At 52.5% G+C, this 16,568-nt stretch carries 18 protein-coding genes and 1 tRNA gene; 14 read left to right on the top strand and 5 right to left on the bottom strand.

Translation table 11 applies throughout. The features are described from left to right. Positions 1-9: 9 nt before the first annotated feature. From pal to BMX62_RS01075, 6 genes are all read left to right on the top strand, one after another. Positions 10-600, top strand: a complete 591-nt coding sequence (pal, locus tag BMX62_RS01100) for a peptidoglycan-associated lipoprotein Pal (protein WP_090202747.1) — start codon at positions 10-12, stop codon at positions 598-600. Continuing rightward, on the top strand, positions 597-1,421 hold the full coding sequence (gene ybgF, locus BMX62_RS01095; protein WP_238375792.1) for a tol-pal system protein YbgF: 825 nt from the start codon (positions 597-599) through the stop codon (positions 1,419-1,421). Before pal ends, ybgF begins: the two co-directional genes overlap by 4 nt. Beyond that, positions 1,418-2,062: a 7-carboxy-7-deazaguanine synthase QueE gene (gene queE, locus BMX62_RS01090; protein WP_090202744.1), complete on the top strand. Its 645-nt coding sequence runs from the start codon at positions 1,418-1,420 to the stop codon at positions 2,060-2,062. The genes ybgF and queE overlap by 4 nt, the downstream gene beginning before the upstream one ends. Positions 2,063-2,111: 49 nt before the next feature. Further along, complete coding sequence (gene queC, locus BMX62_RS01085) at positions 2,112-2,783, top strand: 7-cyano-7-deazaguanine synthase QueC (protein ID WP_090202741.1); 672 nt, start codon at positions 2,112-2,114, stop codon at positions 2,781-2,783. A 51-nt stretch (positions 2,784-2,834) separates the two neighbouring features. Further along, complete coding sequence (locus BMX62_RS01080; RefSeq protein ID WP_090202738.1) at positions 2,835-4,103, top strand: YeeE/YedE family protein; 1,269 nt, start codon at positions 2,835-2,837, stop codon at positions 4,101-4,103. 108 nt (positions 4,104-4,211) lie between these two features. Continuing rightward, a tRNA-Lys gene (locus tag BMX62_RS01075) sits at positions 4,212-4,287 on the top strand. Between the two features lies 1 nt (position 4,288). Here BMX62_RS01075 and BMX62_RS01070 read toward each other — a convergent pair. After that, complete coding sequence (locus tag BMX62_RS01070; RefSeq protein WP_090202733.1) at positions 4,289-4,771, bottom strand: tetratricopeptide repeat protein; 483 nt, start codon at positions 4,769-4,771, stop codon at positions 4,289-4,291. A gap of 223 nt (positions 4,772-4,994) precedes the next feature. On the opposite strand from BMX62_RS01070, the gene BMX62_RS01065 reads away from it, so the two are divergent. The 8 genes from BMX62_RS01065 to BMX62_RS01035 all read left to right on the top strand — a co-directional run bounded on the left by BMX62_RS01065 (position 4,995) and on the right by BMX62_RS01035 (position 13,087). Continuing rightward, positions 4,995-5,405 carry a pilin gene (locus BMX62_RS01065; protein WP_090203085.1) on the top strand — a complete coding sequence of 137 codons (411 nt, stop codon included), beginning with the start codon at positions 4,995-4,997 and terminating at the stop codon, positions 5,403-5,405. 86 nt (positions 5,406-5,491) lie between these two features. Further along, positions 5,492-7,456, top strand: coding sequence for a tetratricopeptide repeat protein (locus tag BMX62_RS12550; RefSeq protein ID WP_143339633.1), 1,965 nt, complete (start codon positions 5,492-5,494; stop codon positions 7,454-7,456). 67 nt (positions 7,457-7,523) lie between these two features. Further along, positions 7,524-8,402 carry a glycosyltransferase family 2 protein gene (locus tag BMX62_RS01060; protein ID WP_090202730.1) on the top strand — a complete coding sequence of 293 codons (879 nt, stop codon included), beginning with the start codon at positions 7,524-7,526 and terminating at the stop codon, positions 8,400-8,402. A gap of 6 nt (positions 8,403-8,408) precedes the next feature. Continuing rightward, positions 8,409-9,566: a glycosyltransferase family 4 protein gene (locus tag BMX62_RS01055; protein ID WP_202906169.1), complete on the top strand. Its 1,158-nt coding sequence runs from the start codon at positions 8,409-8,411 to the stop codon at positions 9,564-9,566. A 107-nt stretch (positions 9,567-9,673) separates the two neighbouring features. Next, positions 9,674-10,183 carry a tetratricopeptide repeat protein gene (locus BMX62_RS01050; RefSeq protein WP_162273482.1) on the top strand — a complete coding sequence of 170 codons (510 nt, stop codon included), beginning with the start codon at positions 9,674-9,676 and terminating at the stop codon, positions 10,181-10,183. A gap of 112 nt (positions 10,184-10,295) precedes the next feature. Then, a complete protein-coding gene (locus BMX62_RS01045; protein WP_338011466.1) occupies positions 10,296-10,622 on the top strand; it encodes an RpnC/YadD family protein in 327 nt (108 codons plus the stop codon). Next, positions 10,609-12,015, top strand: a complete 1,407-nt coding sequence (locus BMX62_RS01040; RefSeq protein WP_090202721.1) for an MBL fold metallo-hydrolase RNA specificity domain-containing protein — start codon at positions 10,609-10,611, stop codon at positions 12,013-12,015. Before BMX62_RS01045 ends, BMX62_RS01040 begins: the two co-directional genes overlap by 14 nt. A 52-nt stretch (positions 12,016-12,067) precedes the next feature. After that, positions 12,068-13,087, top strand: a complete 1,020-nt coding sequence (locus tag BMX62_RS01035; protein WP_090202718.1) for a Stealth CR1 domain-containing protein — start codon at positions 12,068-12,070, stop codon at positions 13,085-13,087. 43 nt (positions 13,088-13,130) lie between these two features. On the opposite strand, the gene BMX62_RS01030 is transcribed toward BMX62_RS01035, so the two are convergent. The 4 genes from BMX62_RS01030 to BMX62_RS12545 all read right to left on the bottom strand — a co-directional run bounded on the left by BMX62_RS01030 (position 13,131) and on the right by BMX62_RS12545 (position 16,552). Continuing rightward, complete coding sequence (locus BMX62_RS01030) at positions 13,131-14,141, bottom strand: glycosyltransferase family 2 protein (protein ID WP_090202715.1); 1,011 nt, start codon at positions 14,139-14,141, stop codon at positions 13,131-13,133. A gap of 109 nt (positions 14,142-14,250) precedes the next feature. Continuing rightward, positions 14,251-14,538: a nucleotidyltransferase domain-containing protein gene (locus BMX62_RS01025; protein ID WP_090202712.1), complete on the bottom strand. Its 288-nt coding sequence runs from the start codon at positions 14,536-14,538 to the stop codon at positions 14,251-14,253. 12 nt (positions 14,539-14,550) lie between these two features. Continuing rightward, complete coding sequence (locus BMX62_RS01020; RefSeq protein WP_090202709.1) at positions 14,551-15,567, bottom strand: glycosyltransferase family 2 protein; 1,017 nt, start codon at positions 15,565-15,567, stop codon at positions 14,551-14,553. A 49-nt stretch (positions 15,568-15,616) separates the two neighbouring features. Further along, positions 15,617-16,552, bottom strand: coding sequence for a hypothetical protein (locus BMX62_RS12545; protein ID WP_143339632.1), 936 nt, complete (start codon positions 16,550-16,552; stop codon positions 15,617-15,619). Positions 16,553-16,568 lie beyond the last annotated feature (16 nt).

Raw genomic sequence — 16,568 nt, 5'->3', positions numbered from 1 at the left:
ATCACCCCAATGCGCAGTCCCTATGCTGTACCTCCTGTCTCCCTGTTGCTTTTGTTGATCATCTCAATGTTCATCCTGGGCGCCTGTGCCTCGGTGGACAAAACCGCCAGCACCGACCCGGTACTGGTAGAAGACACCTACGGTGACGGACGGATGCATGGGGATCGCTATCCGGGTGTGGAAACCACCCCCCTGGGTCGGGATGGTCAACTCAGTCCAGAAGCCCTGGCCTCCGCCCTGTCCGATCCGGCCAGCCCGTTATCCCGTCAGGTGATTTACTTTGATTTTGACCGGGACGACGTCCGTGCCGAATTTGTAGACGTGATTGCCGCCCACGGCGCCTTTCTTGCCCGCAACAGCCAGCTTCGGCTGCGTCTGGAAGGTCACACCGACGAACGGGGCACCCGGGAATACAACCTGGGCCTGGGGGAGCGTCGCGCCCAGTCAGTGCGGCGGATGCTGATGCTGCAAGGGGCATCCAGCAGCCAGATTCAGGTGATCAGCTACGGCGAGGAAATGCCCGCCGTCCAGGGCAGCAATGAGCAGGCCTGGCAGAAAAACCGCCGGGTGGAACTGATCTATGAGGGCCACCTAAGATGAAACCATCGCTGACCACCCTGCTGATCACGGCGGCCCTGATCGCCACCCCCTGGGCCACTGTTCAGGCCCAGAGCCGCGCCCAGAGCGGGGCGCTGGAAGAGCGGCTGCAACAACTGGAAGCCCGGCTGGAACGGCTGGAGCGGCTGCTGGAGGGAGAAGCCCTGATGGAAATGATGCAGCGGGTGGATGCCATGGACCAGGATGTGCGGGAACTGCGGGGAGAGTCGGAACAGTTGCGCCACGAATTTGAAGGGGTGCGTCACCGTCAGCGGGAATTATATCTGGATGTGGACAGTCGCCTGGAACGGCTGGAACGCAGCCAAGCCTCATTGCCGGCCACACCGGCACCCATACCGGGGACAGCGCCCCCCGCCCGGCCTGATCCGGCCCCCCCTGCGACACCGGCAACCTCTGCTGCCCCTGCCGATTCCACCTCGGAACAGGCCATCTATCAGGCCGCCTTTGACCAGCTCCGTCAGGGGCGTTACCAGCAGGCAGTGACCGGCTTTCGTCAGGTTCTGGAACAATTCCCCGATGGCCGGCTGGCGGCCAATGCCCAATACTGGATTGCCGAAGCCTATTACGTCACCCGGGATTTTCCCCGCGCCCTGGAAGAATTCAAACGGGTCAACCAGCGTTACCCCGGCAGCAACAAGCAGTTGGATGCCCTGCTCAAACAGGGATTTACCCACTATGAACTGGAACAATGGACCCAGGCGCGCAGCGTCTTGACCCAGGTGCGGGATCAAGACCCCGGCAGCTCCGTGGCCCGACTGGCAGAACAGCGCCTGCGCCGCATGGACGAGGCAGGCCGGCCATGAGCGATGGCCTGCAGATCAGCGAAATCTTCCTGTCCCTGCAGGGAGAATCCCGCACCGTGGGGTGCCCCACCGTGTTTGTGCGTCTGACCGGCTGCCCCCTGCGCTGTCGCTACTGTGATACCGCCTATGCCTTCACCGGCGGCACTCCCCTCACCCTGGACGCCATTGTGGATCAGGTGAAGGCCTACGGCGTCCCCCATGTCTGTGTCACCGGCGGGGAACCCCTGGCCCAGCCCAACAGCCTGTCCCTGCTGACGGCCCTGTGTGATGGGGGTCATCAGGTTTCCCTGGAAACCAGCGGCGCCCTGGACATTGCCCCGGTGGACCCCAGGGTGGTCAAGGTCATGGACATCAAAACCCCCTCCTCGGGGGAAATTCACAGCAACCGCTGGAAAAATCTGGACCATCTGGCCCCGGACGACCAGGTTAAATTTGTGCTGTGCAACCGGGACGACTACCTGTGGTCCAGCGGCATTGTGCGCACCCATGATTTGGCCCGTCGAGCAGAAATTCTGTTTTCTCCGGTCCATGGCCGGCTGCCCCCCAGGGATCTGGCCGAATGGATTTTGGCCGACCGCCTGCCGGTTCGTTTCCAGATCCAGTTGCATAAATGGCTCTGGAACGACGCCCGAGGGCGCTAAACCCCCGATCACATCCCCCATTTCCCATCATTTTCCTACACTTGCATCCATGAAAAACGCACTCGTCCTGCTCTCTGGTGGCATGGACTCAGCCACCGTCCTGGCCCTGGCCCGTGCCGAAGGGTTTGCCTGCCACTGTCTCAGCGTCCGCTACGGCCAGCGCCACAGTGCCGAACTGGCCGCCGCCGCCGAACTGGCCCACAGCCTGGGCGCGGCGGACCATCGGGTTGTGGACCTGAATCTGGGCCTGTTTGGTGGCTCCGCCCTCACCGATGACAGCATCCAGGTTCCAGATCAACGCTCCGAGGGCATCCCCGTCACCTACGTCCCTGCCCGCAACACCGTCTTTCTGGCCGTGGCCCTGGCCTGGGCGGAAGTGCTCCAGGCCAGAGACCTGTTCATCGGCGTCAACGCCGTGGACTATTCCGGCTACCCGGACTGCCGTCCCGAATTCATCCAGGCCTTTGAAACCCTGGCCAATCTGGCCACCAAGGCCGGGGTGGAAGGGGACCGCATCCGCATCCGCACCCCCCTCATCCACCTGACCAAGGCGGAAATCATCCGCCGGGGCATTGGGGCTGGGGTGGATTTTTCCCGCACCGTCTCCTGTTACAGCGCCGACTCCCAGGGCCGGGCCTGCGGCACCTGCGACGCCTGCCACCTGCGGGCCAAGGGCTTTGCCGACGCCGGCATTGCCGATGTCACCCGCTATCAGCCGTGAGCATGGGCGCCGATCATCAGCCGCCCCGGCGTGCCTCCAGGAGATCATGTCATGTTGTTTGAGCACTTTCCCACCGCCGCCGCCGCCGTGCTGGCCTCCATCTTTGTCCTTGCCTTCATCTTCGGCGCCGTGGTCAACAAAACCAACTTCTGCACCATGGGCGCCGTGTCCGACTGGGTGAACATGGGGGACACCGGGCGTATGAAATCCTGGCTTCTGGCCATCGTCGTGGCCATGGTGGGGGTGATCCTGCTGGAAACCTTCGGCCTCATTCATGCCGACGGCAGCTTTCCCCATTACCGCACCGACCAGCTCTCCTGGGTGGGTCACCTGCTAGGGGGCCTGATGTTCGGCATCGGCATGACCCTGGCCAGTGGTTGCGGCAACAAGACCCTGGTGCGCATCGGTGGTGGCAACCTCAAATCCATCCTGGTGCTGCTGATCATCGCCCTGATCGCCTATGCCATGACCCATCCCTTTCCGGGCACCAGTCACACCCTTTATTCCCTGCTGTTTCATCCCTGGATCAGCCCCCTGAGCATTCAGTTGGGATCAGCTCAGGACCTGGGCGCCCTGGTGGCCGGCGACCAACACGCGCCTCTGGCCCGGCTGATCATCGGTCTGCTGATGGCCGCCGTGCTCCTGTTCCTGATTTTTCGTCGGGCGGCATTCCGGCGCCATCTGGACCATGTGCTGGGGGGACTGGTGGTGGGTCTGGTGGTGGTGGGGGCCTGGTATATCACCGGCACCACCCAGATCGACGACGGCATGGGCGAACAACATACCCTGCAAGCCTATGTGCAGGACTGGGATTTTCTGGCCGATACTCCCGAGGGGCGTCCTGGTGAAGCGGCCCCCTGGTCCACCCAATCCTTCACCTTCATCAACCCCATGGGTCAGACCCTGCGCTATGGGGTCAGTGGTTTTGACGGCAGCCTGCTGTATATCGGCGTGGTTGCCCTGACCGGGGTCATCGTGGGTTCCTTCTTCTGGGCCATGATTTCCGGTGCTTTCCGGGTGGAATGGTTTGCCTCGGTGGGGGACTTTTTCAACCATGTCATCGGCGCCGTCCTGATGGCCTTTGGGGGATTTCTGGCGATGGGATGCACCATAGGCCAGGGGGTCACGGGGCTTTCCACCCTGGCCCTGGGCAGTTTCATCACCTTTGGCGCCATTGTTCTGGGTTCGGCCCTGACCATGAAGATCCAGTACTACCGGATGCTGTACGAAGCCGAGGCCACCTTCCTCAAGGCATTCATCACGGCCCTGGTGGATCTGCGGCTGTTGCCGGCCAGATTAAGAAAGCTGGAGGCGCTTTGAGTCTGCCGGCCATCTTCCGAAAAAAAACTTGCACTCCCCGGAAAATCCGGTAATATACCTGCCCTTTCCGGGGCCAACCAAAGCCTTGGGGAATTCCTTCCCGGCGATGGGTCGTTAGCTCAGCTGGTAGAGCAGTGGACTTTTAATCCATTGGTCGTAGGTTCGAATCCTACACGACCCACCATTTAAAGCCTGTCCTGGCCGAATACGTACATCGGACTCAGGCCCTCCAGTTGTTTTTGGGAAATGATATGGCCTTTGGCCGCCGCCCGGCGCAGCCAGTCCAGTCCCCGAATTTCGTCTTCCTCGACGCCTTCTCCCGACACATGGCACCGGCCCAGCCAGTGCATGGCATCCGGGTAATCCTGGGCTGCCGCCTGTTCCAGCCAATAGATGGCCAGATCGGAAAATCCGGCTTCCATCAGCATCAAGGCCACGTGATGCTGGGCTTCGGCATAGCCCTGATCCGCCAGTACGATCACTCGCTCATCCTCCGGCCCCAGGTCACCGGGTAAATCCCCCCGCAGGCAGCGCAGGGGAATATAGCCCTTGTCCACTCGCCTTAATCGTTCCTGGCGCGGCATATCCACCGCCAGCCGCCGGCGCAGGGTCCGTCGGCTCAGTCCGGTGAGACGTTCGGCGGTATCCAGTGTGATGTTTCGGTTCATCTGTCCCCCCTTTAATGGCCATATAAAATGGTCGGCCATTGTTTCAAGGCCGAGTAAAATTGTCGGCCTTTATGTTTGTCCGTTTGGGTACCGATTATCGGGAAAAACGATCCGTTTGTCTGCGAAAAACCCGCTGTTTGGATGGCATGACCTGTGCATCAGGAAGGTGGCTTCCTTGAGTCATCCTGTGGTGGCTCATTTTATTCCAGATGAGGGTTTCGTGATGAAGAAACAGTCGGGTTTTACCTTGATTGAACTGATGATCGTGGTGGCGATCATTGGGATTTTGGCGGCGATTGCGTTGCCGGCGTATCAGGATTACACCGCACGGGCGCAGGCGGGTGAGGCATTGAGTGTTACCGCAGGTACTCGTGCTGATTTAGCAGTGGCTCAATCTCAAGGTGGTGGTGGTGCAGCCAGTGGAGCCGGTTTGGCGGGGCGATATGTTTCTGAAGTGAGTGTTACTGGAGATTTGATTACAGTCACATTTATAAATGATGCACCCGTTGCTAATGCAATTCGTGGTGACACAATGCTCATTTCTCCGGTGATTGTTAATGAACAAATCCAAGGATGGGTTTGCAAGCCTGGCACTATTGGTGAAAAATATATACCTTCCGGATGCAGAAGGTAACTTCTTGATCTTTAAAAAATTAAAAAATAAAAATTTAAAACCGCTTTTGAAGCGGTTTTTTTTTGAATTAATAAAAGTCAAACGCTATGGACAATAATTTGAGATTAGTTGGGATTAGGTTATCTCTATTTTTTTTTCTTGTTTTATCTTTTTTTAGCATTGCTTTTTTTTACAGCTTGGCCATGCCAGGCTACTTTCTTTTTGATGACTGGCCAAATCTATCTGGCCTGTCTTTAATCTCGGATTTATGGTCAGGGCTTTCATTTGTTTCTTCTGGCATTGCAGGGCCTTTAGGGCGTCCGATTGCATTGGCTACGTTTGCTTTCCAAGCAGATGCTTGGGATGGGCACCCTGAACTCATGCTGGGCGTAAATATTTTCATTCATCTTTCCGCCTTTATCGGCGCCTTTTTTCTTGCTGCTGGTCTTGCTCGCTTTTATTACCCTAAAAATGATGTGTTGCCTTGGTGGATTGGCCTTGCTGTTGCTGTTATATGGGGGTTAAGTCCATTTCTTGCAACAACTCATTTGATGATTATCCAGCGGATGACCAGCCTTTCCGGTTTGTTTCTGCTGTGTGGTTTGGCTGCTTTTGTCTGGGCTCATCTGGTTGATAAAAGACATAGACTATGGAGATGGCTTTTACTTTTTTTCGGGCTTGGTTTTGGAACATTATTATCAGCTCTTTCAAAAGAAAATGGTGCGCTGCTACCATGGCTGGCACTGATAATATTATGGTTGTGGATACCCAAGGAATACTACTTGCGTGATAGAGTGTCACGCAGCATTTTATTATTCCTCATGATTTTGCCGGCAATATTGCTGTTTTTTTATCTGGCATCGCGTATACCCGGAATTTTGGATAATAGCTATGGGCCTCGCCGTTATTTTACTCCCGAAGAGCGACTATTGACCCAGCCGCTGATCTTGCTGGATTATTTACGTTACTTGCTGTTTCCAAAACCCATCGCAGTTTCTCCTTTTATGGATCATTGGCCCCAGTCTACTGGTTGGTTTGATCCACCCTCTACCATTTTTGCTGCTTTGTTCTGGCCTGTATTGATTGGCATTTCAATATGGCTACGTAAAAAAGCACCTTACCTCTTATTCGGCGTTCTATTTTTTCTGGTTGCTCATATTCTTGAGTCCAGTTTTATTGGGCTGGAAATGTATTTTGCCCACAGAAACTATATTCCCGCATTTGGATTGTATTTTGCATTGGTTTTCTTTTTATTTTCAGTGCCACAAAAATTTCGCAGAATAGTCTTTATTGGATTAATAGGTTATATCCTGGTTTTCGCAGGGGTGTTGTGGCAGGTTACCTCAGGATGGAATGAAAAGCATATTAATGGAGAGGTTTGGCTGAATCATAACCCCAACTCAATCAGGGGGGCGCAATTTTTAGCAAATCGGTATCTTGATCAAAATGATTTTTTTGGCGCTCATCATGTGATTAAACGTGCCGTTGAACGCCATCCTGATGAACCGCTTTTAAATTTTCAGCTTACAGACAATTGTATTCATCGTGAAATGGATTTCCCGGAAACATTGCAAAATGTTCTTAATGTTTTAAGTTCTACGCCAAGATACAATCCTCAAGTTGCCTTTGAGTTGTTGCGTATTTCTCAGGAAAAAAACCATTCTCCTTTATGCGAGTTGCGTGATTTCAATGTTTTATACTCATTAATTGATGCCTTGCTTTCTAACCCAATATATGAAAGGCGCTCTGGCACCAGTTCAATGCTATACCTCGCCAAAGCTTTTGTGAGTTCTGAGATTAACCGATTTGATCAAGCCGTTGATTATTTTGTAGCATCTTTTCGATCAAGACCAAATATTGATGTGGCCTTTTATGGCATGGGATTAATGGCTAATATAGGTGATTATGATCGCGTGTATCATTTTCTGGAAGAGGTACGCACATCCGCTCCAGATTCCAGGCTTGGACGAGAAATATGGATGCACAGGCTGGATGAGTTCGAGCAGATTATTCGTGAATCCGAGCGTATTGACCGTGAGCGTTTAAGTCAGGGTGTGGAGGTAGGCTCATGAGAGAGTCTGTGTCATCCATTGATGATCAAGCCAAAATATCATGCCTCCCGGCCCGTATAGGCAAAACATGGAAACCAGCATCAGCATAGTCCTGCCCGCCAGGAACGAGAGCGGGGTGATTGCCCAGGTGATACAGGGCATCCTGCAAACCCTGCCCACGGCCCAGGTCATCGTGGTCAACGACGGCTCCAGCGACGACACCGCCGCCAGAGCCGAGGCGGCGGGGGCGCGGGTCATCAGCCATCCCTACGGCATGGGCAACGGCGCCGCCATCAAATCCGGCGCCCGCGCCGCTGCCGGCGACGTGATCGTATTCATGGACGCCGATGGCCAGCATGATCCCGCCGACATTCCCCATCTGCTTGCCGCCCTGGATGACGGCTATGACATGGTGGTGGGCGCCCGGCAGAAAGGCTCCCAGGCCAATCTGGGGCGAGGACTGGCCAACGGGTTTTACAACCGGCTGGCCAGTTACATGACCGGACATCGGGTGGAAGACCTCACCTCGGGATTTCGGGCGGTACGGGCGGACAAATTTCGGGAATTTCTCTATCTGCTGCCCAATGGATTTTCCTATCCCACCACCATCACCATGGCCTTCTTCCGGGCCGGGTATCCGGTGCGCTACATCCCCATCCAGGCCGCCAGGCGGGTGGGCAAGAGCCACATCAAGCCCCTGCAGGACGGATTGCGTTTCCTGCTCATCATCTTCCGCATCGGCACCCTTTACTCGCCCCTGAAAATATTCGTCCCCATCGCCGCCATCCAGGGGCTGTTTGGCCTGACCTATTACGCCTACACCTTCCTCAGCATGGGCCGCCTGACCGGAGGGACCATCTTCATGCTCACCTCGGCAGTGACCGTGTTCCTCATCGGACTGGTGTCGGAGCAGATCACCCAGTTGATGTATAAGGATACGGTGCATACGCGGGATGGGGGCGATTAGGTCATCGTGAATCGGAAAATTCTGCTCGTCACCCGCAATCTACCGCCACTGACCGGTGGCATGGAGCGACTGAACTGGCATCTGGCCCAGGAACTCGCTCAGGAATTTGCCGTAGCCATCAGCGGTCCCCACGGCAGTCAGCAACGTGCACCGGTCGGAACCCAGGCTCTGAAAACCTTTGCCAGCGCTCCCTTGTATCGCTTCATGCTGGAGAGCTTGGTCACCACCTTGAGCAATACCCGCCATTTTCGTCCTGATCTACTGATAGCCGGCAGTGGTGTCACGGCGCCCCATGTCTGGCTTGGCAGCCGTCTCTGCAGTGCCCGGACTGCTGTTTACCTGCATGGTCTGGACTTGATTGCCAGTCATCCGCTTTATCGTGCCTTTTTCCTGCCCTGTATTCAGCGCATGGACCTGGCATTGACCAATAGCCACCACACTGCCCAACTGGCTCGGAATGTTGGCATTGATCCTCGGCGAATCAAGGTATTGCATCCGGGGGTCACCTTGCCCGATGTCACTTCCCGATATGATACGGCGGCATTCCTTCAGTCCATCAATGCCGTGGGCAGGACCATATTGCTCAGTGTTGGTCGGCTTACGGCTCGCAAGGGACTGCTGGAATTTGTCCGTCATGCCTTGCCCGCCATTGTCTCTGTCAGACCAGACGTATTGCTGGTGATCATTGGCGCGGAGGCCACTGAGACATTGGGCGCCAGACGCGCCAACCGGCTTGAAGCCATCCGGCGGGAGGCTGAAGATATGGGGCTGGGGAAACATCTGCGGTTTCTTGGCAAGGTGGATGAAGAGATGCTCATGCAAGCCTATCGGTCCAGTGCTCTCCATATTTTCCCGGTATTGAATTTGCCGGGTGATGTGGAAGGTTTTGGCATGGTTGCCATTGAAGCCGCTGCCCATGGCCTGCCCACGGTTGCTTTTGCTTCTGGTGGCGTCCCGGATGCAGTTGCCGATGGGGTATCGGGTCGATTGGTTCCGACGGGGGATTACGCTGCATTTTCAAAAACGGTCATTGATCTTTTATCTGACAGCCAGACAGAAATCACGCCGGAACGCTGCCGGGAATTTTCCAGCCGTTTTGCGTGGGAGCGATTTGGAGCAAAGACGAGAGAGGTTTGTGGGCATCTTTTGGCTGAATGCGGGTGATTGCCGAGCAGTATGGAGCGATGTTGGAGGAGTGGACGGCTTGAGCCAGCGCCGCAGTTGCCCCACCATAGACCTCAAATCCACACCAGATGCCATGTGCCTTCTGTATGGACATACAAGACTACTTTGCCGTACTCGCCCTGCTGGTTTCCATTCTGGCGCTGGGTGTAATCCTGCTGGGATACATTGAGTACATCCGGGTCCGTGCCCTGCGCCGGGAACTGCAGGTATGGCAGAGCCAGGTGGAGGATCGGCTGTATCGCAATGCCAAGGCCCAGCAATTAATCCAGGCCAGCTACCGGGTGGAATCCCCTGAGCGGCGGATCAGCCTGATCGAGGCGGCGCTCAAGGCCGATCCCGACACGTTCAACGGCTACAACGCCCTGGGTTGGGAAAAGCTCCATCAGGACGACATATCCGGTGCCATCGCCGCCTTTGAGCAGGCGGTCATCCGGCACCCCAAGGACAAGGCGGGGCACTTCGATCTGGCCTGGGCCTACCTCCGCGCCAATCGCCCGGACAAAGCCCGCAAGTCTCTGGACAAGGCACTGCGAGTGGACCCATCTTCCCGGCAGGATATTGACGCTTCACCTGAGTTGGCCAGTTTGTATCGTTGAACATTAGCCTCTGGTCTGTCCTTGGCTGAACAAGGCGGATCGTCTTGGCGTACCGGAAGGTCCGTTGCATGCCTGGATCACCTTTTTCAAGCATTGGCGGGAGGAATTCATCATGGCCAAGGTTGTGCACGAGCCGGTCAAGCGGGCCATGAGCCGCATCCGGGAACTGAGTGCCGACGAGGAAGCCCAGCGGCTGGCGTTTGTGCGTGAGCGGGCGCTGCGTGACGAAGTGTCACTGTTGAATGAAGCCCGGCGGGAGGGGGAGCAGAAGGGTCGGCAGGAGGGTGAAGAGATTGGCCTGCAGAAAGGGCAGCGCCTGACGGCCATCAACCTGCTCAAGCTGGGCGTGCTCACCGACGATCAGATTGCCCAGACCACCGGTCTGTCCCTGGCTGAAGTGAAGGCGCTGCAGCAGGAAACAAGCCATGTCCATACTTGATCACCATCCCACCCTGATTTCTCATGGTGGCGCCACCGGTGTAACCGGCAGCTGCCATCAATTGATAGCCGACGAAAACCACTCTTTACTCGTAGATTGCGGACTATTCCAGGGCGAAGACGCCAGCAGCGATGCCTTCGAGCAACTGGAAGTGAATTTTGACATCAGCACAGTCCGGGCGCTGGTGGTTACCCATGTGCATATCGACCATATCGGGCGCCTGCCTTATCTCCTGGCCGCCGGCTATCGGGGACCGATTCTATGTTCCCCACCCAGTGCCCAGTTGCTCCCCCTGGTGATCGAAGACGCCCTCAAGGTAGGTTTTACCCGAGACGAAAATCTCATTCAGCGGTTTCTCCAGCAGGTACAAGGCCAGTTGCAGCCACTGTGCTACGGCCAATGGCATACCGTGGCGGACACGTCTGATCTATTGCTGCGGGTGCGTCTGGAGCGGGCCGGGCATATTCTTGGCTCGGCCTATGTCAAAGTGGCCTGGCAGGACAAGCGTCGGAACCGGGAACAACGGATTGTGTTTTCCGGGGATCTGGGTGCTCCTGATACCCCCCTGCTGCCGGCACCCCGTTCGCCCCACCATGCAGACTGGCTGATTCTGGAATCCACTTACGGAAATCGGCTGCACGGCAACCGGGCCAATCGCCAGCAGGCCCTGGGAGAAGCCATCGCCCAGGCGCTCAAAAACAATGGCACGGTGATCATTCCCGCCTTCAGCATTGGTCGCACCCAGGAATTGCTGTACGAGTTGGAAGACCTGATCCATTCTGGCCAATCGCCTTGGGCGGATCTGGAGATTATTGTGGACTCACCGCTGGCTGCCCGGTTTACCCAGGTGTACCGCCAACTCAAGCCCTGGTGGAATGCCGAGGCCAAAAATCGTCTGCAGGCTGGCAGGCGGCCCCTTGGATTCGAAAATCTCTATACTGTCGAGAGCCACGAGGAGCATCTGCAGACAGTGGAATATCTGGCTCGAACGGGGCGTCCCGCCGTGGTGCTGGCTGCCAGCGGGATGGCGGCGGGGGGGCGGGTCGTCGATTATCTCAAGGCCATGCTGGAGAGCGAGCAGCATCAGGTGCTGTTCGTGGGCTATCAGGCGGCGGGAACGCCGGGGCATGATATCCAGAAACATGGACCCAGGGGTGGCTGGGTGATGCTGGACGGCCAGCGCTATACCATTCGCGCCGGTGTGCGTACCGTGAGCGGTTATTCCGGCCATGCCGATCAGCGGGATTTGGTCCGCTTTGTACGCCAGATGAAGCGGTGGCCGTCAAGAATCCGTTTGGTACATGGGGATCTGGCAGCCCGGCAGGCCCTTGGGGATGCGCTGCAGGCACTTTATGCAAAGCGGGGGCGGGCGGTGGTGATTGATGTTGATTGAGGCTTAGAACTTAGAAAGTATATTGCAACTTTAAAAGTGAGCATAGTATAAATTGAAGATAAAAAAACCCCAAAATACACAACATGAAATCGACGCAGTGATAACATGGGTTGATGGTGAAGACCCAGTGCATTTTCGCAAACGCTTAGAGGCTTTAAATGCTGAAAAAAAAGTAAAAAATTTGCCGATTGCGGCTGGGCGTGATCCAACCCGGTTCAAGGATAATGGGGAGATCGTGTACTGCATCAAGCTGCTGCGTGGTTTCGCACCATGGATTCGAACGATACACTTGGTCACTGACGGGCAGTGTCCTGCTTTTCTTGATTCCGCCACACGTAAACGCTTGGGGGTAAAGATTGTTGATCATAAGACAATCTTTCAAGGGTATGAATCTGTACTACCTACATTCAATTCAATTACGATCGAAACCGCACTTTGGCGTATTCCAGGGCTAGCAAGAAGATTTTTATATTTAAATGATGATTTTTTTTTAATTCAGCCAGTTCAGCCTGAAGATTTTTTTCTTGGGGATTGTGTCGTGTTAAGAGGGCGTTGGAAATTAATACAACGCTTTGGCCCCATGCGGATCAAGCTTAGTATAATTATAAATCATTTTGCAAAAACTCTTTTTGGTATCAACCGCGCGATGAGTTTGCTTCAGCAAATGAAGGCCGCACAACTTGCTGGCGCCCGCTACCTATACTACAAGACACCTCATGCACCTCATGCGCTGCATAGAGAAACGTTGGCTAACTACTTCAAAAATCACCCCGATCATTTTGCTGAGAATATTCGCTATTCTTTTCGGGATGCCAGCCAGTTTGTTGCTACCTTTCTAGCCCACCATCTTGAAATCGGCACCAATAACGCAAAACTGATTTCCGATCACGAAGCAGTAATGATTTGCTTTAATCGTGAATCGCACCATGCGATTTGCCGAAAGCTCAAACAGCTACATGCGGAAGAGTGCAAATACCGATTTCTCTGCGTGCAAAGCCTAGAAGAAGCCAGCAGCGAACACCGCAAAACTGTGATCCGCTTTTTAGACTCTCGTCTCACTGCGATAAATTAAATTAATATGCCGATACAGATTTTAGAAGCAACAGAAACCTCGGCTAAAATCGATTCCGCTTCCTGAAGTAGCGAATACGATAGCCCAACCATCGCTTTGGCAGCAGCAGCCATTGGATTGCAATTGGCGATAAATGCCGAAAGCCCGGCCATGCGTAAATGGGCTGGATCGGACGTGAATCAGGATAGATTTCCAACGCTGTTTTTGCCACCTGCGTCCAATCGATTGGATTCAGAAAGAATGATGAATGCACGCAGCCCCATAGGCCGAGTGCTACAGCCTCCTGCCGGGCAGGTGTAAGCCGGTCTTGCTCGGCCAGACGCCTATATGTAGAAAGAAGTATCTTCACTGTTGCTTTGTCTCGATCCCGGTAACGAGCAGGAATAGTTAAGCCGCCGCTTGAGTCTCCAGTACTTGCAAGGGACACTCGGGCATTCGGGTGTTGAACCCATGCGCCAACTGATTCGCTTAGTCGCTTCCACTTTAAATCGCTTGCGGTGCATAGCTCAAATAGCCAATGCACATCCTGTCTTAATGTAACCGAAGGCACCCAGGTTATCTTACGGACAGCCGTAGTTCGATAGACGTGCGCTGTCGTTAGACATGCGCGCCATGGCCCAAGGATAGCAACACAAAAATCTTCAATATTTGGCTGTATCCAAATATCTAAACGTATTCCCATTTCATCTACTATATCCACGTTACCTGAAACCACATCAGCATCGGATTTCTCTAATATTTTGTACTGCTCTACAGCAGCGTTGGGATAGAGATAATCGTCGTCATCCAGAAAACGAACGTAATTTCCACGCGCATTCATTAGTCCAATATTGCGAGCTACGTTGGCGTTACCATGGGTTATGGGTATCACCCGCACAGCAGCATTATTCGCAAAGACTTGCAGTGACTTTTGCCACGACTGATCCGGCCCATTCGGCACCACAATAACTTCTACTTCACCAGGTGGCATACCGGCCAATGCACTTTTAACTGCACGAGGCAGATAATGCGGGCGATTTGCAGTGGGTATGATCACCGAAACCAAGGGAGTCATGGGAAAATTCTCAGCTATTTTTTGATTTTAATTCGATGATTTTTTATTATTCAGACGGATGGTGCTTTTTATGAGTGTGGAACCGAATTGAATGATTCGATTAGATTTATTATACCAGCTCACTAATCTTTTTTGCCTGCTCTTGAATCGCTGAAGGTGTCGGTAATTCCACTAATACATCAATTTTTTGCTCACCCAGTTCCCGCTGAAGTTCAGCACAAAAGCGCATCCGCCTGAGAACGGCTTCTTCGGCAGGCCAAGGGCCGGGAATAAATAAATCGATATCTCCGCCTCGTTGCGTATCGTTCAACCGCGATCCAAACACACGCGGGACTACGCCAAAATGACGCAAACCGGCTTCGCGAATGATATGGCGTTGTTGGTCGGTTAAGCGCATTGTTTACATTTATTAATGAGAATCAGTTGCATTAAGATGCAGTTTTTGCTTCACTGAGCGAAGTAAACGATACAGCGGATTTGCATAGACATAAAGTATCATTGCTGGATCAATACTTAACAGCGCTTTTATACCGAAGCGTTTTCTAATATTGCTAATGAAGTTTACTTGACGCTCTATCGTTTCTGCCACCTTTCGTGCATTGCGCAGAAGTCGCCGCTGAGCTTTTTTAAGTGTTATTTTAAGCAGCACTAATTTAAAAAAACTTGATTTTATTAAAAATTTATCATCAATTGATAATTTGCAGGCCGCCTGTATCAAGCCCTCGACATTACGATAAGATAAGGGTGTCGTCATTGTGGAATCATTTCTAACTCTGCGCCAAAAAAAATGCTCATCGAGAGAAATAGCGCGGGTGGCAAGAATAAAAAGCAGAGGTGTAAAGCCTTCATCTTCATGAATATATCCAACGTCAAATGCTAAACCCGTGGTTTCTGTTAAATCTCGACGGAATAGATAAAGGCAGGGTGATGCAATAAATTGGTTCTTTCTGGAAAGTATTAAAAACAGATCAACCCCATTTACCGGTTTTGTAATGGGTGGTCTATAATAATGTTGAAAACGATCCAGAGAAAGCTTGTCATTGGTAAATGATTTTCCCGAGAAAGCAACAAGATCAAGCTGCATTTTTTCAGCATAGCTCACTAACATTTTTAGAGCGTTTAGATCAAGAAAATCATCGCTATCCATAAAGTAAATATACTTTCCATTAGCTAGGCTTAATCCAAAATTTCTTGCGGCGCTCTGTCCTTGATTCTCTTGCTGTATAAAAATAATCCTTTTTTCTTGAATGCAAAATTTGCGCACTATTTCTGCGGACGAGTCAGTTGATCCGTCATCAATGATGATCAATTCTAAGTAATCAAATGTCTGATTCAGTATAGATTGTACCGATTCCGAAATATATTGCTCGACGTTAAACATCGGCATGATGACTGATACTAGTGGCTGGTCGGAAAAAGCAGTCATGCGAGAAATCAGTCTTTAATAATATTGCTGATTGGTAAAAAATAATCTATCATAATTTTTTATTATGATACCATTTAGCCGCACGATTAGCTGCTTCCTTGGCCCCATCTGGTGGATTTCCTTCAAGCATATTGTCGAACACACTTAAAGCTTGTTCTGGTGTATAAAGTTGATCGCGCACATGAGGCCATTGTTGAAAATCTTCACGATGTACCATGCCTATCGTTTCATTCAACATGATGCGAATAGGGATTCGATCATAACCTAGTGCTGCAAGCACTGCGGCACGATGTTGTCCGTTATAAGTTCGGACAGCCCAACGCGATCCGCTTACAATAATACTCCCGACTATATCTCCATCTGGTTTTTCATGACGCTGATATCCATTTTTTTTAATGCTTAATAAAAGAGCGCGAAGTCGCGCAATTTCTACTTCGCCCTTTTCATTAGAAACCGATCCCCAAAACTGAATTCCATGGTTAGCATCAATAGATTTTTGCATTTTTTTGTTTTCTTTCTTGATAAATTCGATACGTATATTTTTTCTAATCAGAGAATCAACCCGGTCCCAAGGTTCTACAGCTTCTAGTGGTTTTATTTTTTGAAAATTTTTACAATTTTTTTTAGGGATTGACAAAACTTCTGAAGCATTTTTAGGTTGGAATAGTTCGTAATAAATTCGCAAGGGACTTTCGGAATAATTAAGTTTTATATTTTTCATTAGTGCGCATGCAGTTAAAACGAAAGGATGATTCATGTTAGGCGCTAATTGAAAATTTAAAGTTTCAAATCCCCGGCATCGATTGATTGGTATATTCAGGAGCACTGGGGAGCAATTAACAAGATATTTTGCTGCAACAGGGTTATCAGTGACGCTTCGCAAATCAACGGGACGCTGAGGATGTCTTCGAACCGAATATCCTGCGTGCTGGAGAAGACGACGCAGAGGCGGATCAAATACTCGTTTAAAAATAGATTGATTCATAGGTCTGCAGGTAAGG

Origin of the sequence: Ectothiorhodospira magna (assembly GCF_900110965.1) — a bacterium.
GTDB lineage: Bacteria > Pseudomonadota > Gammaproteobacteria > Ectothiorhodospirales > Ectothiorhodospiraceae > Ectothiorhodospira > Ectothiorhodospira magna.
This window is presented reverse-complemented; position numbering and strand designations above follow the sequence as displayed.

Coding starts and splice junctions, on each gene's coding strand:
- pal (WP_090202747.1), top strand. CDS start 10: ATGCGCAGTCCCTATGCTGTACCTCCTGTCTCCCTGTTGCTTTTGTTG.
- ybgF (WP_238375792.1), top strand. CDS start 597: ATGAAACCATCGCTGACCACCCTGCTGATCACGGCGGCCCTGATCGCC.
- queE (WP_090202744.1), top strand. CDS start 1,418: ATGAGCGATGGCCTGCAGATCAGCGAAATCTTCCTGTCCCTGCAGGGA.
- queC (WP_090202741.1), top strand. CDS start 2,112: ATGAAAAACGCACTCGTCCTGCTCTCTGGTGGCATGGACTCAGCCACC.
- BMX62_RS01080 (WP_090202738.1), top strand. CDS start 2,835: ATGTTGTTTGAGCACTTTCCCACCGCCGCCGCCGCCGTGCTGGCCTCC.
- BMX62_RS01070 (WP_090202733.1), bottom strand. CDS start 4,771: ATGAACCGAAACATCACACTGGATACCGCCGAACGTCTCACCGGACTG.
- BMX62_RS01065 (WP_090203085.1), top strand. CDS start 4,995: ATGAAGAAACAGTCGGGTTTTACCTTGATTGAACTGATGATCGTGGTG.
- BMX62_RS12550 (WP_143339633.1), top strand. CDS start 5,492: ATGGACAATAATTTGAGATTAGTTGGGATTAGGTTATCTCTATTTTTT.
- BMX62_RS01060 (WP_090202730.1), top strand. CDS start 7,524: ATGGAAACCAGCATCAGCATAGTCCTGCCCGCCAGGAACGAGAGCGGG.
- BMX62_RS01050 (WP_162273482.1), top strand. CDS start 9,674: ATGGACATACAAGACTACTTTGCCGTACTCGCCCTGCTGGTTTCCATT.
- BMX62_RS01045 (WP_338011466.1), top strand. CDS start 10,296: ATGGCCAAGGTTGTGCACGAGCCGGTCAAGCGGGCCATGAGCCGCATC.
- BMX62_RS01040 (WP_090202721.1), top strand. CDS start 10,609: ATGTCCATACTTGATCACCATCCCACCCTGATTTCTCATGGTGGCGCC.
- BMX62_RS01030 (WP_090202715.1), bottom strand. CDS start 14,141: ATGACTCCCTTGGTTTCGGTGATCATACCCACTGCAAATCGCCCGCAT.
- BMX62_RS01025 (WP_090202712.1), bottom strand. CDS start 14,538: ATGCGCTTAACCGACCAACAACGCCATATCATTCGCGAAGCCGGTTTG.
- BMX62_RS01020 (WP_090202709.1), bottom strand. CDS start 15,567: ATGACTGCTTTTTCCGACCAGCCACTAGTATCAGTCATCATGCCGATG.
- BMX62_RS12545 (WP_143339632.1), bottom strand. CDS start 16,552: ATGAATCAATCTATTTTTAAACGAGTATTTGATCCGCCTCTGCGTCGT.